12 protein-coding genes and 1 tRNA gene are annotated in these 14,690 nt (G+C 61.4%); 7 read left to right on the top strand and 6 right to left on the bottom strand.

The window, feature by feature from the left end; all coding sequences use genetic code 11:
* Nucleotides 1-539: 539 nt before the first annotated feature.
* Nucleotides 540-749 (bottom strand): cold-shock protein, encoded by a 210-nt coding sequence (locus QJT78_RS24090; RefSeq protein ID WP_014493181.1) that lies wholly within the window; start codon nt 747-749, stop codon nt 540-542.
* A 1,038-nt stretch (nt 750-1,787) separates the two neighbouring features.
* Here QJT78_RS24090 and QJT78_RS24100 point away from each other — a divergent pair.
* Nucleotides 1,788-1,931 carry a hypothetical protein gene (locus tag QJT78_RS24100; protein WP_240536492.1) on the top strand — a complete coding sequence of 48 codons (144 nt, stop codon included), beginning with the start codon at nt 1,788-1,790 and terminating at the stop codon, nt 1,929-1,931.
* A gap of 113 nt (nt 1,932-2,044) precedes the next feature.
* Here the strand turns inward: QJT78_RS24100 and QJT78_RS24105 are convergent, their stop codons facing one another.
* The 4 genes from QJT78_RS24105 to QJT78_RS24120 form a co-directional block, all read right to left on the bottom strand.
* Nucleotides 2,045-2,242, bottom strand: a complete 198-nt coding sequence (locus QJT78_RS24105; protein WP_080586656.1) for a hypothetical protein — start codon at nt 2,240-2,242, stop codon at nt 2,045-2,047.
* Between the two features lie 188 nt (nt 2,243-2,430).
* Nucleotides 2,431-2,805, bottom strand: a complete 375-nt coding sequence (locus tag QJT78_RS24110) for a response regulator (RefSeq protein WP_028149233.1) — start codon at nt 2,803-2,805, stop codon at nt 2,431-2,433.
* Between the two features lie 295 nt (nt 2,806-3,100).
* Nucleotides 3,101-4,261 carry a sensor histidine kinase gene (locus QJT78_RS24115; protein WP_028140621.1) on the bottom strand — a complete coding sequence of 387 codons (1,161 nt, stop codon included), beginning with the start codon at nt 4,259-4,261 and terminating at the stop codon, nt 3,101-3,103.
* 343 nt (nt 4,262-4,604) lie between these two features.
* Nucleotides 4,605-4,841, bottom strand: a complete 237-nt coding sequence (locus QJT78_RS24120) for a hypothetical protein (RefSeq protein WP_028149234.1) — start codon at nt 4,839-4,841, stop codon at nt 4,605-4,607.
* Nucleotides 4,842-5,699: 858 nt separating this feature from the next.
* Between QJT78_RS24120 and QJT78_RS24125 the strand changes: the two genes are divergently transcribed.
* From QJT78_RS24125 to QJT78_RS24135, 3 genes are all read left to right on the top strand, one after another.
* The gene (locus tag QJT78_RS24125; protein ID WP_028149236.1) at nt 5,700-5,891 is read left to right on the top strand and encodes a hypothetical protein; all 192 of its coding nucleotides are present in this window, start codon (nt 5,700-5,702) and stop codon (nt 5,889-5,891) included.
* Between the two features lie 292 nt (nt 5,892-6,183).
* Nucleotides 6,184-6,555 carry a hypothetical protein gene (locus tag QJT78_RS24130; protein ID WP_049810183.1) on the top strand — a complete coding sequence of 124 codons (372 nt, stop codon included), beginning with the start codon at nt 6,184-6,186 and terminating at the stop codon, nt 6,553-6,555.
* Nucleotides 6,556-7,317: 762 nt separating this feature from the next.
* Complete coding sequence (locus QJT78_RS24135; protein WP_080586655.1) at nt 7,318-9,015, top strand: recombinase family protein; 1,698 nt, start codon at nt 7,318-7,320, stop codon at nt 9,013-9,015.
* Here the strand turns inward: QJT78_RS24135 and QJT78_RS24140 are convergent.
* A tRNA-Met gene (locus QJT78_RS24140) sits at nt 8,972-9,048 on the bottom strand. The genes QJT78_RS24135 and QJT78_RS24140 overlap by 44 nt on opposite strands.
* Before the next feature lie 315 nt (nt 9,049-9,363).
* Here QJT78_RS24140 and QJT78_RS24145 point away from each other — a divergent pair.
* The 3 genes from QJT78_RS24145 to QJT78_RS24155 all read left to right on the top strand — a co-directional run bounded on the left by QJT78_RS24145 (nt 9,364) and on the right by QJT78_RS24155 (nt 14,661).
* Entirely contained in the window at nt 9,364-10,809 is a 1,446-nt protein-coding gene (locus QJT78_RS24145; RefSeq protein ID WP_028149238.1) for a coniferyl aldehyde dehydrogenase, read from the top strand.
* Between the two features lie 99 nt (nt 10,810-10,908).
* Nucleotides 10,909-12,507, top strand: coding sequence for a choline dehydrogenase (locus tag QJT78_RS24150; RefSeq protein ID WP_028149239.1), 1,599 nt, complete (start codon nt 10,909-10,911; stop codon nt 12,505-12,507).
* A 105-nt stretch (nt 12,508-12,612) separates the two neighbouring features.
* A complete protein-coding gene (locus QJT78_RS24155; RefSeq protein ID WP_028149240.1) occupies nt 12,613-14,661 on the top strand; it encodes an FUSC family protein in 2,049 nt (682 codons plus the stop codon).
* The last annotated feature ends 29 nt before the right edge of the window (nt 14,662-14,690 follow it).

A 14,690-nucleotide genomic window follows, 5' to 3' on the forward strand; every position in this document is an offset into this window, starting at 1 on the left:
CTACGCCCTCCCGACGCAACGACAAAACCGTAAAGCCCCGCGTTCAGCATAACCCGGCAGGAATCCACTTAAATCCAGCGGGGCGCTGTCCAAACAACCGGGGCCAGCTCTAAAAACAGTTGGCTGCGCCAACCGAAATTTAGAACCATCGGTCTACGATGACTATCCAAAGCCTAATCGGCGCAAGCCGCTGCCCATTGCCCTCACGTCTTACGACGGGCTTTGGTCGCAAGTCCGCTCCGGTATTACGAACCGCATCTGTCAGCATCTGACGGAGTTCAGCCTTCGTCGCCGCGTTGTCGATTTTTGCCAGTTTGTCATTCATTTTATATGAGAACGCCGGCGGAAAATGCCACTTTTTCGTTCAAGCTGGATTTCCGACGGCGACGAGCGCGGAAGGAAACCGGCATAGCGCGAAGGGCCATCTTCTTTGCGTTCTAAAAAACAACCCCGCGGCCGTTAAACCGGTCGCGGGTTTGCGAAGCCAGGGGCCCTGCCAGTACATCCGTGGTCAAAGCAGCATGGCATCCTATGCGCGCTTACGCGACGCGCAGATTCTCTGCTGCGGACTTGCCGGTCCGGCGGTCAGCAACGACGTCGAAGGACACCTTTTGTCCTTCATCGAGACCGCTCATGCCGGCGCGTTCAACCGCGCTGATATGAACGAAGACGTCTTGGCTTCCTTGGTCTGGTTGAATGAAGCCGAAGCCTTTTTGGCCGTTAAACCACTTCACAGTTCCCGTATTCATGGGTGATCTTCCTTTGGGATAGATGTTCGGAGCCGCGCTCGAGCGCGCAGCAAGCTAAGCGAGATCTGGAGGGAGGTCGTCAGTCAGGCGCGCTGAAAGCGGCGAGGCCAAGTCGTTCGGCCGAAACTCGATAATTACCATATGGCTATTGCTTGTTCGTTCCGCAAGTGGCCGTGGTGAGGGAGAGCCCGCGTTACTGCAACACAAGGGGAGCTGGCAGTGGCCCCTTACGGGTCAAGCACACGCGCCGTCCGCCGATCTGCTGACAGCCGCACTCTCGAAGGGAACAAAGGGTGAGAAGACGGTTTGAATCTGGCGGCAGAACCAGGAGACTGGGAGCCGCGAAGAAAAGCCGTTCGGTGTAACGCCCGGCGGCTTTTGTTTGATGGGGCATCTCTCGATGCCTGTGACGTGTCGTCCCCCGCCTCAAGCAAGGGCACCGAGTTGAGAGCACCTCACTGGGGTCTGCATGTCCAAGCGACCTCGCCGCCTTTTCCTCTGTGCGCAACCAGGACGGAGGAACACTCCGCCCCCAGTCGGTTTGGCTCCCCAAGCAGCATTTTTGTGATGCGGTGCTTTAACACTCGCGCGAATCGGAATTGGCATGGCTTCCGTCATAGTGGGGCTGAACAGATACTTCGCATTGATCGAGCGTCGAGTGCCCACGAAAGTGGGGACTTTCATTCGCTGGCTGCGAGAGCCATCCAAATTCTGGATCCGTGTCATTGTCGCGGGGATATTAATTCTCGGGGGCGTCTTCAGCTTCTTGCCCCTCTTCGGTCTCTGGATGCTCCCCCTTGGGCTTCTTCTCATCGCGCAGGACATGCCGGTCCTGCAAAAGCCTCTCCTCGCCATGTTGCGATGGATTGAGCTGAAGTGGAAGTGGCTGAGGCGACGGTTCAGAGCGAGGTCGTCATAACGGCGACGGCCAATTGCGGAAGCAACCAGATGACGCGACCGTCCCACCCGCGGCGTCGGGGCAATCCCCCTATTTGGAACGTTGTGGCTAAGCTAGGCTTGGTCCAGCAGGAGGTCACCATGACCAAACCATCAGGCCACGGCATCATGCGCGTACGCGGAGAAGACCAGCCGGCGGACAAGGAGCGTGCCCAACTGGCTCAAAAAATTGAACTTGGCCACACGCCCCCTGAGATCAAGGAAGAGGCGAACGACCGGGACTGAACGGCAAATATCGTGCGCAAGCGCGAGGGCTCGCCAGCAGGATCCCGCCAAATATCAGGCTGCTTTCTGTGCTCGGTCATATGGCGGAACGTCCCGGATGCCCTCCCGTTCCTTCATTCCGGAGCCGGTAATCCGGGTGTGGACAGCCATTCGCTGATTTGAGCCCCGGTCTCCGCCTGCCCAGCTTTGCGGATTGTGTGTTCCCGCTCGATACCTGGCGGGAGCGACTTTGCCTTTTGACGAAGGACTCGCCCGTGTTCGGCAAGGCGTTCTTCAAAGGAGGTGGTCTGCTTGAGACGGCGTCGCTGCATAGCGTGCTCCTTTTCCCAGGGAAGGCGGGAGCGCGACAGCGTTCTCGTCACCGACAGATGCCGAGGGCCGCGCGGTGATGCAATGACAGTAGCAAGTTACGGTCCGACGCGCTGGTCAATACTGATCATAGCGGCGCCAAAGGCCACTTCAGCAACCTGTTGCGCCGGACAAGCAACGCTCTTCACGGTCAGGCAGCAAGCTCTCGGAGCGCCGAGATGATCGCCTCCGACGGGTACGGCTTGTGGAAGAACCTTGCCCCATCGGGCAGCTCAGAACCTTTGACGAGATGGCCCGAGACGATCAGGAGCCTGATCGGTGGCCATCTTTCGCGAACGGCTTCCGCGAGCCCAACGCCGTCCATCGAACCAGGCATCCTGACATCTGTGAAGACAACGCAGACATCCTGTCGGGCTTCGAGTATTCTGATGGCCTCATCGGCATTGCCGGCAAGCAGCGGATGCAGTCCCGCATCCTCGACGAGGTCGTTCGCCATCAAGAGGAGCATTGGTTCATCCTCGACGACCAAGACGCAACTGCCACGAGGAGAGCTTTGCTCTGGCATATTAGTCCTTTCTAATGCAGGAGACGTCACCGGCCGGGATATCCCGCAGTCACGCCTTTAAGCCATCGCAGCAGCCGGCGTTCCGAATGGCCGCTTCTTTTCTGATCAGTCTTTCTGGCGGACCCAATGCGGCTAACGGTTAGCGAGAGGTTTCGCCGTGCGCCGCCACGACTTCCGCCGAATGACCGCAGCACTCGCCTCGCTCGGCAATGTGCGTCCAGCGGCCTTGCCCGATCATCGCCGCAAGGTTAGCGCGTCGACGCCGCAAGCCCTTTCCATAAGGAAGCATGACTGGTCATTTGCGCGGCAGTCGGATTGAAAAGCGCGTGCCTGTTTGTTCGCTGGATACCACAGAGATCTCGCCGCCATGGGCTTCGACGATCAATTTCGCGATGTGGAGGCCAAGGCCAAGGTGGGTACTGTGCTCCGACGGGTCACCGACTTCCTGGCCTCGCGTCCAGGATTGGAAGATTGATTTTTGCGCATCAAGCGGGATCGAGGTTCCGAGATTGTGCACTTCGATGGTCATAGCATCGGGATCGTTACCTGCGACAGTCACCGTGATGGGCGACGCTGCGTCGCCATAATGGACTGCGTTGCCCATCAGGTTGGACAGCACCTGTCCAAGGCGGGCGGGGTCGCAGGAAACCAACGGATCGCCCTCCTTCGTGACCTCAAGTTTCCGATCTGGGTTGACGGCGCGAAACTCATCCGCGATTTCCTGACACAAAGCCGCAACGTCGTTGTTGGTCTTTGTGACGGGGATTTGAGTGCCGAAGGACGAGCGGGTGAGATCGAGCAGATCGTTCAGAATTTGTGTCGCCCGCCCGGCCGCCAGCCTGATCTCGGAAACTACCCTGGCCTGCTTTGCGTCGGTTGTCCCAGATCGCTCCATCCACTGAGCGCCCATTGAAACGGCACCGAGAGGATTGCGCAGGTCGTGGCCGAGGACGCCCAGAAACAGGTTGCGCGAGTCGTTTATCGTCTTCGTATAGTGGGCAACCGACTCGGTCACGGCCTGATCGATCGCTTCGTTGAACCGCGTCAAGTCCTCGATATCGGTGTCCGCAAGGCTCCGATGGTGGGCAACCCATTGCTTGACCACGCTTGCGCGAAGCGCCCTGTATTCCGACACCATCTGATCGATGTCAAAGCCGTCGGCCAGACGCAGAGCGGCATGGAGTTCAGCCGCGCTTTGAGAAAAGGCGCTATCATTCGTGCCGTCGCCTCGCGATTTATCAAATTGCTCCCGCGGAGTTTGTGCGGTTTCGAGGTCGTCCGCCACGAACCCGAGAAGATCGACGATATGATCTTCCAGAGCCAACTTCGTCATCCGGTCGCTGGCCGGTGATAGAGTTCGAGCGAACTCCGTCCATTCCTTCACGATCGGAGCCTGGTTCTGTCGAATGAAGTCAGCCAGGCGTTCGTACGTTGGCCGCTCAGTGGAATTGCTCAAGCCGGCCCCCCCAAGTAGATGACGCGAGCCCTCGATCGAGCAGGCACAAGCCCTCCGCTCGCGAATGCCGTGCCTGCACTCCGAAGCGCCGAGTCTAGAGTATAGTCACTGGCTTCGCGGCTGTCACAACTGACTTCGCCTGCGAGGAACCGCGCGACTTTCGGAGAATCGCTCGACTTTGGCCGAACCTTCGGGACAACGGTCGTTTTGCCCTTGCCGTGCCGGATGTGGGTGTGTCGGAAAGCGATCGCTACACTCACGCCGCGGCAAGACCGGCGCACCTATGCATCGATCGGTAGCGGATCCAAGCGAGCAGGACTCTATTGGCCTTTGGGAACCGGCTTCAATGCGTGGTGCTCGAGTTCCGATGGACTATCGAAACGCAGAACAGCTGTTCGGTGCTCGAGCGCACTTCCACTGCCAAATCCGGCCGCTTGCTTTGGAAGACGGATTCCTTGGCGATTCCAGTCAAGGTTTGCATTGCTTTGACTTCGGCGGCTTTCAGATTGGGAAGGGGTAGACCTTCCTCGTCTGCAAAGAAATCGCGACCACTTTGGATGTCAAGGAAATACCGATTCATGGAGCGCTCCAGAAAATTGGATCACATATAGTCCCACCAATCGGTGTGTCGCTTGCCTGACGACTCGGACATCGATACGGCTGTCGTCCTGTCACACGATCAGCCTCAACTGTTCGATCTGTCCCGCCGCACGTTGCGAAATTCTTCGGGGCCCTTCATTAGTTTCCCCTTCCGGCTTGCCCTGTCTTCAGATGTCGCATCCGCATCGCCCATCCCGTCGATTGCGTCAGAGGCCAGCTCCTTTGCCCGGATCCGAGAGCTCTCACGCTTCGACTTCGGAGCTTGGCGCATAGACCGATCACGCAGGCCGTCCAGCGCCGTCTTCACCAGCAGCTGTATCGCTTCTGATCGGTTGGGCCTTCGCTTCTGGCTGAGTGCCCAAGCGTCAACCTGATCGAGAAGCTCAAGCGTTAGCCGAACTACCCGGCCTTGCTCACCTGTCGCCGCTGGTGACTTCTGACGAACCGCTTTCGACCCAGACATATTGGACATCATTCAATTGGAGTGTGACAACCGCGCCGCCGCGACACTGAGAGGCGGAGACAGTCATGCCTGCGAGGTGGCGCATCAGGCCATTCGTTCCGCTCTTGAGCTAATCAACCCGGCCGCTTAGGGTTCCAGTGAGCGCTTGCCTTGAGCGCGGCGCCGATTTCACTGGCTATTCCCCACCGGGAAGCGCAGCGTGGTCCCGAGCAAGGAGCCCGGCCTTGAGCGGAAGCACGTTTAGCAGCGTGGGTGCTTACAGTGGCTCAAGGTACTCAGTCTCGATCGCGCGTCCGAACGCCCCGCGCCAACGACGCCGAACACGATCAGGTGTCCAGCGCAGGTCTTTCGGCGGGTTTGCAAAAAAGGCGCCGTATGACGGAGATCACCAAGGAGGCCATGGAAGGTGCCGCTGCGCGGCATCTCTCGGCTGGCTTCAACTTCCGTGCCTATACGCCGCACAAGATCGCTTACGATCTTATCCGTTGGGATGAGGAATTCAGACACGCCAATTACACTCGGCTCGTCGTAGCCGTGACGCTCTGGCAAAGCGGCTCGTCTGACTAGGGGAAGCGGCCGCGGCTCGTCGCGCGGCCTGGATCTGCAGTCGAGCCAGAGCGGATCGTCATTTACACGGTCACTCCATTTACACGGTCACTCCAGGGATATAGTGTTCGGCTAGAGGTTGGCGGATGCTCACCTTGAAGCTGCCCAGAAAGCAGCGACCTCCGAAGTCGCCGCGTATCGTCGTAGTAGCAGCTCACGTGCCATCGGAAGGCGCAATCATAAAATTGGGTTTACCAACGTGCGTCAGCAGCGCCGATGCACGTCCTCATGCGCTCACGAAAGGCCAACCATCATGAGACTTCCTGCAATATTACAAGGCGAGGCGCGGACCCGCTTCCTTCAAGGAATCGCTTTCGGCGCGGTGGCGACCATGGCGATTGGATTTGCCTGGGGCGGTTGGGTCACCGGGGAGAACGCTAGAATCATGCGCGCCTCGGCGGAGACCAGTGGCAGGATGTCGGTTCTGGTACCGCTGTGCGTCGCTCAGTTTACAGCCGCGGATGGAGCTATCGCCAAGTTCAAGGCGACCGGCCCTTACTCCAGGGAAAACGTCGTCAGCGAATTCGTGAAGAGTGTGGCGTCCACGAGCATGGATTACTCATTCGCCAAGGCTTGCGCGACCGGCGTCGAGACGGAGATTGCCAAGACGGCGACAAAGACCTGACGAGCCATCCGGAAGCACATGGTGAATTCTGGTGGCGCGGTGGGGTCGCTCGCGCCCAATGACGGGCTAGGACACCTGATGTCGCCGGACCTCTCTCAGCCGCATGTTGCGAGGACAGGACGTCTCGCGGTTTCGTGCGGTGTCGGTGAGGTTGACCCGCTTGTTAGGCGATCCTTGCGAGTCCCGTCCGAATTGACATGAAGAGGCCGGCGGATTCGGCTTCGAAGCGGCCCACTTATACGAAGATGTATCCGAAGACCGCCTCGACGTCCTCGCGTACTTTCAAGTCCACGGAAGCTTTGTTTTGACTGTGCCCAGCGGAGGCACAGCGTTGAAAATCAAGAGCGTCGAAAATTCAAGGCTTCCGACCATAGCGGAAGCAGTCAATCAGGCGAAGCCTTCCGAGCACTCAATCCTTCGCCTCGCCCGGCTTATCGGACGACAAATGGCCCGTGACGATATCAAAGATCGTCGATCAGCTTGTGCCTCGCCCGAGAAAGAAACCAGCACAATCTAGGCGCGGCTTAGCCGACGCTCATCGCACATCGCCATTGTGTAGATGGAGCTCTCGAGTACCAGCAAATGGGATATGAGCAAAGACGCACACAGCGCAGCGTCTTTTAGTTCACTCCAGAGCGCCGCGATAGCCTTTCCTTGCATCACATATCCGGGTGTGCACGGCATATAAATGCCGCGTTCATTCGATATTTTTTGCTTCACGGCGCCATGTGCCGGCGCAAAGCGGAATGCAAGGACAAGTCAATGACGCGAGTTGCGCTCTATGCCCGATACTCGTCTGACAATCAACGTGACGCCTCGATCGAAGACCAATTTCGTATTTGCAGAGAACGCGCGATGCGTGAGAAGTGGACGATCGTCAATTCTTACAAGGATGCCGGAATTTCCGGTGCGAGCATGATCCTTCGTCCGGGCATCCAAGCCCTGTTGCAGGATGCTCAGAGCCGTGCGTTCGATATCGTGCTCGCTGAGGCGCTCGATCGCATCAGCCGCGACCAAGCGGACGTGGCGACCCTGTTCAAGCAACTGCGCTTTGCCGGGGTTCCGATCGTCACCTTGGCCGAAGGGGAAATCACCGAGCTTCACGTCGGTCTAAAAGGGACTATGAATGCTCTATTTCTGAAGGACCTCGCTGCGAAGACGCACCGTGGTTTGCGAGGTCGGGTAGAGGGTGGAAAGTCAGGTGGCGGGCTTTGCTACGGATACCGCGTTATCAAACGGCTCGACGAGCGCGGAGATCGTATCCGGGGAGACCGAGAGATCGATCCGGCCCAGGCCGGCGTAATCCGGCGCATCTTTCGGGACTTCGCCGCTGGCATCAGTCCGCGAGCGATCGCGGTGAAGCTCAACGCCGAAGGCATAGCCGGCCCTGAGACCCAGCTGTGGAATGACACGACGATCCGGGGCCATGTCAAGCGCGGCACCGGGATCATCAATAACGAGCTTTACGTGGGACGCCTCGTTTGGAATCGGCTGCATTACATTAAGAATCCTTCGACGGGGAAACGCATCTCGCGTCTCAATCCGGAGGCCGACTGGATCGTCACCAAAGTTCCAGAGCTTCGCATCATCGAGGATGAACTCTGGGATCGGGTGAAAGCCAAGCAAAGTGAGATCGCCGAAAAATTTATCAATGTGACAGTAGCTGTCCGCGAGCACCATTCGAACAAACGACTTAACAGTGCTCGTCGCCCAAAGTCGTTGTTCTCGGGACTTGTCCTCTGCGGCTTATGCGATGGCCCCTGTTCACTGCGCGGAGCCGATCGCTTCGTCTGCTCGGCACATGTCAGCAACGGGTCCTGTTCGAACGGCCGCACCTTGGCGCGGAGCGAACTCGAACATCGCGTATTGGGCGGGCTGAAGGACCGGTTGCTGGCGCCAAACGTCATCGCAGAAGCAATGCGCGCCTATGCTGAGGAGATGAACCGGCTGAACCGAGACCGGCGAGCCCGCGGCGATGCTTGGCGCGCTGAACTGGCGAAGGTAGAAAAGCAAATCCATGGAATGGTCGAAGCGATCAAGGAGGGCATGTTCCAGCAGTCGATGATCGCGGCGATGGATGCGCTGGAGGCTCGCAAAACCGAGCTCTCTGCCCTGCTCGCCGAAGCTCCTGCCGATACCCCGGACATTCTCCCGAGCGCCTCGCAAGTCTACGCCAAGAAGGTCGCCCACCTCACTGAGGCTTTGAACCGTCCTGAAGACCGGGCCGAGGCCGCCCAGGCTCTTCGTGGTCTGATCGAACGCATCGTTCTCCGGCCGGGTGCCAAGCGCGGCCAAATCGACGCCACCCTCCATGGTGATTTGGGCACAATCCTGAGCTGGACTGCTGCGCGTAACGCGGAAAAGGCGGCACAAACCAAAACTCCCGCAGCCTCGGCTACGGGAGTGTCGGTATCAGTGGTTGCGGGGATAGGATTTGAACCTATGACCTTCAGGTTATGAGCCTGACGAGCTACCGGGCTGCTCCACCCCGCGTTAAACCGTCGCTTTGCCTTGGCCAAGATGCCGGGGACGGTGGATGAAGTGGCCGGCGCTGTTCGCGTGGCTTGCTTCGTCCGTCCCAAAGGCTTCCTTGGAAGGCAACCCCGGGGCAAAGCCCCTCGGGTGCGAGGGGTATGTACCAACCCGGGCTGCCTTTGGAAAGGGCCGCGGGGACGTTTTTTTCGACTTTATGACAGCGAGTTGGGCCGATTTCCGGCCCGTTTGGCGCACTCTTGCCAGAAGTTCCACAAAGGGCCAGCTTGCGGCAACAAAACCGGGGGCAAACGTCGTTTTCAGGGGAGACCACCCATGGACCATACCTTGGACCGCCCCTTGGCGAGCGCGCCACTTCCGGCGCTGAAGGATGCCTTCGAGGCCATGGTCGCGCGGGCGCGGGCCGAGCCGGCGCCCGACCTGGCCGAGCGGCTCGACCGGCTGGCGCGGCTGCGCACTGTGGTCGCCGACAACGAGGAACGTTTCCGGCAGGCGATCTCGGCCGATTTCGGCCACCGCTCGGCCGTCGAGACCACCATCGCCGAGACGATGCTGGTGTTCTCCGAGATCCGGCATGCGACCAAGCACCTGAAGAGCTGGATGGCGCCGCAGCGCGTGGCCACCGCGCTGCAATTCCTGCCCGCGCGCAACCGGCTGATCCCGCAGCCGCTCGGCGTCGTCGGCATCATCGCGCCCTGGAATTATCCGCTCCAGCTGACGCTTGCGCCAGCGATCGGCGCGATCGCCGCCGGCAACCGGGTCATCATCAAGCCGAGCGAGCTGTCGCCACACTTTTCCGCGCTGCTGAAGGAGACGATGGCCGCGCGGTTCGATGCCACCGAGGCGCTGGTCACAGGCGTCGACGACGACGTCGCAAAAGCCTTTGCGAGCCTGCCGTTCGACCATCTCGTCTTCACCGGCTCGACCCGGGTCGGCCGGCTGGTCGCGGAGGCCGCCGGGCGCAATCTCACGCCCGTAACGCTCGAGCTTGGCGGCAAGTCGCCGGCGATCATCGACGCTTCCGCCGATCTCGAGGAGGCGGCCGAGCGCATCGCCTACGGAAAGCTGCTCAATGCCGGGCAGACCTGCATCGCGCCGGACTATCTGCTGGTGCCTGAGCGCTCGTTGCAGGCCTTCGCCGAAAAAGTGCGCGCGCAGATGCGACGCATGTTCGGCACCGATCCGGCCAACAAGGACTACACCTCCGTCATCTCCGACCGGCACTATGCGCGACTGGAAAATCTCGTCGCGGATGCCGCCCAGCGCGGCGCAAAGATCCTGCAACCGGCGAAGGCGGACGACCCGAACTGGAAAGCACACCGCAAATTCCCGCCGACACTGATCGTCGGCGCGACCGAGGCGATGGCGGCGATGCAGGATGAGATTTTCGGCCCCATTCTGCCGGTGCTGGGCTATCGCGATCCGGCGGAGGCGATCGCTTTCGTCAACGCCCGCGACCGGCCGCTCGCGCTCTACTGGTTCGGCAAGGATCGCACCGCGCGCGACGAGGTGCTGTCGCGCACGATCTCCGGCGGCGTCACCGTCAACGACTGCCTGTTCCACTTCGCGCAAGCCAACCAGCCGATGGGCGGCGTCGGCGCATCCGGCACCGGCGCCTATCACGGCGAATGGGGTTTTCGCACGTTCAGCAAACTGAAGCCGGTATTTTATCGCTCCAAGTTCAACCGCCTCGCCGACCTCTACCCGCCCTACGGCGGCAAGATCGCGCGGCTGGAGAAGTTGATGCGGTTCATGTCGTAGAGGCGGTCGTTCCGGGGCGCGAAGCGAACCCGGAACCTCGAGATTCCGGGTTCGATGCTCCGCATCGCCCCCGGAATGACAATGCAGGGGGACACATCAGTGACTGACACATTCGACTTCGTCGTCGTGGGCGCGGGCTCCGGTGGCTGCGCGGTGGCCGGGCGGCTGTCGGAGGATGCGGCGACGTCCGTGGCCCTGCTCGATGCCGGCGGACGGAACGACAATTGGCGGATCACCACGCCATTCGGGCTCGCTTTGCCATACAGGGCGGCCAACTGGGCCTTCGATACCGTGCCGCAGAAGGGATTGAACGGCCGCATCGGCTATCAACCGCGCGGCAAAGGCCTCGGCGGCTCCTCGGCGATCAATGCCATGGTCTATATCCGCGGCCATCGCGCCGACTACGACCACTGGGCCTCGCTCGGCAATGCCGGCTGGTCGTATGCCGACGTGCTGCCCTATTTCAAGCGCTCGGAGAACAATTCCGATTTCGACGGCGAGTATCATGGCAAGGGCGGTCCGCTGCATGTCAACAGACTGCGCTCGGAGAATCCGATCCATGACATCTTCCATCAGGCCGCGCGCGAGGCGCAGTTTCGCATCCGCGAGGACTTCAACGGCGAGGACCATGAAGGGCTCGGCAGCTACCAGGTGACGCAGCACCATGGCGAGCGCTGGAGCGCGGCACGCGCCTATCTGCATCCCCACATGGACAAGCGCGCGAACCTGTGCGTCGAGACGGGGGCGCAGGCCACGAAAATCCTGTTCGAAGGCGGGCGCGCGGTCGGCATCGAATATGTGCAGGGCAAGCAGACCAAGCAGCTGCGCGCCCGCCGCGAGGTGATCCTCGCCGGCGGCGCCTTCCAGTCACCGCAATTGCTGATGCTGTCGGGTGTCGGCGATGGCGATGCGCTTCGTGCGCACGGCATTGGCGCCGTGCATCATTTGCCGGGCGTCGGGCGCAATCTGCAGGACCATCCAGATTTCGTGTTCGTCTACGCCTCCGACTATCCGCACTTCGTTCATTCATCGCTCGGCCGGTTGCCATCCCTGCTCCGCGCCATCCAGCGGTACCGCCGCGAGCGACGCGGCCTGATGACCACCAATTTCGCCGAATGCGGCGGCTTCCTGAAGACCAGGCCCGACCTCGCGGTGCCAGACATCCAGCTGCACTTCGTCATCGCGGTGCTCGACGACCACGGCCGCAAGAAGCACAAAGAGGCGGGCTTCTCGTGCCATGTCTGCCTGCTCAGACCGAAGAGCCGCGGCAGCGTATGGCTGAAAAGCGCCGATCCGCTCGCTGCACCCATGATCGATCCGAACTTTCTGGGCGAGGCGGAAGATCTCGAGTCGATGGTCGCGGGCTTCAAGACCACGCGGCGGCTGATGGAGACGCCTGCGCTGCGCGCGTTGCAGAAGAAGGACATGTTCACGTCGGATGTGAGAACGGACGACGACATCCGCGCCATCCTGCGCAATCGCGTCGACACCGTCTATCACCCCGTCGGCACCTGCAAGATGGGCACCGATGCGATGTCGGTGGTCGATCCGAAGCTGAAGGTGCACGGCATCGAGGGCTTGCGCGTCGTCGACGCCTCGATCATGCCGACGCTGATCGGCGGCAACACCAACGCGCCGACCATCATGATCGGGGAGAAGGCGGCGGATATGATCAGGGGGGAGATGAGGACAAACTAGCGGTGCCGCACGAACGGGACTTTTCGAGCTGCAACCGGCCGGGATAGACTGCTCATCTAGCCCGGAGAAGTTGATGCGCGCCGCTGCCTCGGAGTTTTGCCTGACATGACGCGTGGACGACGAGTCGGACTTGCGGCAGCGATCGCGCTGGCGCTTTTCGTTGCCTATGAGGTGATATCGTCGTTCGTCGCCTTCACCGACGACGCCTATGTTCAGTCCGATCTGGTCGCGCTCGCGCCTCAGGTGACTGGGCGCATCATTGCCGTACATGTCGCCGACAATCAGGATGTGGCCGAGGGCGACCTGCTTGCCAGCATCGATCCCGTACCTTTCCAGTTGGCCCTGGATCAGCGGCGTGCCGATCTTGCCGAGGCCCGCGCGCAGATCGCCTCCGACCAGCACCGGATCGCATCGGCACGGGACGCGTTGGCGGCGGCGAGCTCGGCCGCGGATTTTGCGAGCGAAAACGAAAAGCGCCTGACGACGCTCGCCTCGGCCCAGGATGTCTCCCGCGTCGCGCTCGACCAGGCGAGCGATACGCTGCGACGCGCGAATGCGGCACGCGACGCCGCACAGGAGTCGGTCGCGGCGACGGAGGCCACGCTATCCATGCATCAAGCGAGCCACGCCCGCGCCAATTCGGCGCTGGCGCTCGCAGAATGGCAGCTCGCCCGCACCAAGCTGGTCGCACCAACCAGCGGCACGGTCACGTCGCTCAGCCTGCGCGTGGGCGACACTGCACAGGCCGATGTGCCGCTGATCGGCATCGTCGATGCCCGCGCCTGGCGCATCGTCGCCAACTTCAAGGAAAGCTACATCCGCGGCTTTGCCGTCGGCAGCACGGCCTGGGTGTCGCTGGACTCAGATCCCTGGCATCTACGCCGTGCCAAGGTGACCGGCATTGCTCGTGGCATCAGCCGCGAACCCGTGCCCAATCGCCTCCTCAACTACGTGGCGCCGACCACTGACTGGATCCGCCTCAAGCGCCGCTTTCCGGTGACGCTGACGCTGGTCGATCCGCCAGAGACTCTATATGGGTGCCGACGCCAGGGTGGTCGTGCTGCCATGAGCGGGGCCGCGACAAGAGCGATCTCTGCATTGCGGCGGGAGTTGCTGGAGATCGATCTGGCCGGCCCACGCGGCCATCATTGCAGCCGCGTTGCACTGGCCGTCACGCTGGCCGTGATCGTGGCGCTTGTGCTGCGGGTGGACGCTCCATGGTGGGCGGCGATCAGTGCCTTCGTCTCGACGCAGGTGACGGCGCCCTCTTCCTTGCGTCGCGGCGCCCTGCGCATCGTCGGCACCGCGATCGGTGCCGCTGCCGGCCTGCTCTTGAGCCCGTGGCTGATCGAGGACCAGGTTGCACTGAGCCTCGCACTGTTCATCGCAAGCAGCATCGGCGTGCTCGGCCTGCAAGTTAGTCGCCACGGCTATGCCTGGCTGCTCGGCGCCGTCACGGCCGACATGGTGCTGCTCGCAACGCTCGACGATCCGACCTCGGCGCTGTCAGTCGCCTGCAACCGTACTGCCGAGGTGACGATCGGCACTCTCGCCGCCATTCTGGTCTCGCACCTGCTTTCGCCGCGCGAGGATCATGCGCCGCCACGTCCGCGGGCGCCGGGCTGGTCCGACCTTCTCGGCGCGCAATGGGCCTCGACCCAGCACGCAATGCGCGCGGGCCTTGGTGTGATGCTGGTGCCGCTGGCATGGAGCTGGCTGCAATTGCCGAGCTTCTCGCAGGCCGCAATCACGGTCGCGGCCGTGATGGCCGTGCCGGCAATATCCGACGACGATGCTGCGAATCGCGAGAAGATCGCGGCCCGTGGCACGCATCGCATCCTCGGCTGCCTGATCGGCGGCCTCGCCGGCCTTGCGGTGCTGATCGCCTCGTTCGAAAACTTCCTGCCCTGGCTTGCCGCGCTTGCCATCGGGGTCTGGGTCGGTGCGCATGTCCAGGCGAGCGCGCGCGATATCGGCTATGTCGGCACCCAGGGCGCGGTCGTCTTCATCATGACGATGGTGCAGGGATCAGGGCCGCCGTCCAGCATCATTCCCGGCATCGAGCGCCTTGCCGGTATCACCGGCGGGCTGCTGATCGTCGAGATCGTGGCTATCCTGCTGACGCCCTCGGCTAGGAGCGCTGAAACAAGATAATGCGGTAGCTCTTCTCCCTCTCCCCGTTC

The organism is Bradyrhizobium sp. Mp27 (assembly GCF_029953005.1).
GTDB lineage: Bacteria > Pseudomonadota > Alphaproteobacteria > Rhizobiales > Xanthobacteraceae > Bradyrhizobium > Bradyrhizobium barranii.

Excerpts from the sequence above, each read along its gene's own strand:
- QJT78_RS24090 (WP_014493181.1), bottom strand. The coding sequence starts at position 749 with ATGAATACGGGAACTGTGAAGTGGTTTAACGGCCAAAAAGGCTTCGGC.
- QJT78_RS24100 (WP_240536492.1), top strand. The coding sequence starts at position 1,788 with ATGACCAAACCATCAGGCCACGGCATCATGCGCGTACGCGGAGAAGAC.
- QJT78_RS24105 (WP_080586656.1), bottom strand. The coding sequence starts at position 2,242 with ATGCAGCGACGCCGTCTCAAGCAGACCACCTCCTTTGAAGAACGCCTT.
- QJT78_RS24110 (WP_028149233.1), bottom strand. The coding sequence starts at position 2,805 with ATGCCAGAGCAAAGCTCTCCTCGTGGCAGTTGCGTCTTGGTCGTCGAG.
- QJT78_RS24120 (WP_028149234.1), bottom strand. The coding sequence starts at position 4,841 with ATGAATCGGTATTTCCTTGACATCCAAAGTGGTCGCGATTTCTTTGCA.
- QJT78_RS24125 (WP_028149236.1), top strand. The coding sequence starts at position 5,700 with ATGACGGAGATCACCAAGGAGGCCATGGAAGGTGCCGCTGCGCGGCAT.
- QJT78_RS24130 (WP_049810183.1), top strand. The coding sequence starts at position 6,184 with ATGAGACTTCCTGCAATATTACAAGGCGAGGCGCGGACCCGCTTCCTT.
- QJT78_RS24135 (WP_080586655.1), top strand. The coding sequence starts at position 7,318 with ATGACGCGAGTTGCGCTCTATGCCCGATACTCGTCTGACAATCAACGT.
- QJT78_RS24145 (WP_028149238.1), top strand. The coding sequence starts at position 9,364 with ATGGACCATACCTTGGACCGCCCCTTGGCGAGCGCGCCACTTCCGGCG.
- QJT78_RS24155 (WP_028149240.1), top strand. The coding sequence starts at position 12,613 with ATGACGCGTGGACGACGAGTCGGACTTGCGGCAGCGATCGCGCTGGCG.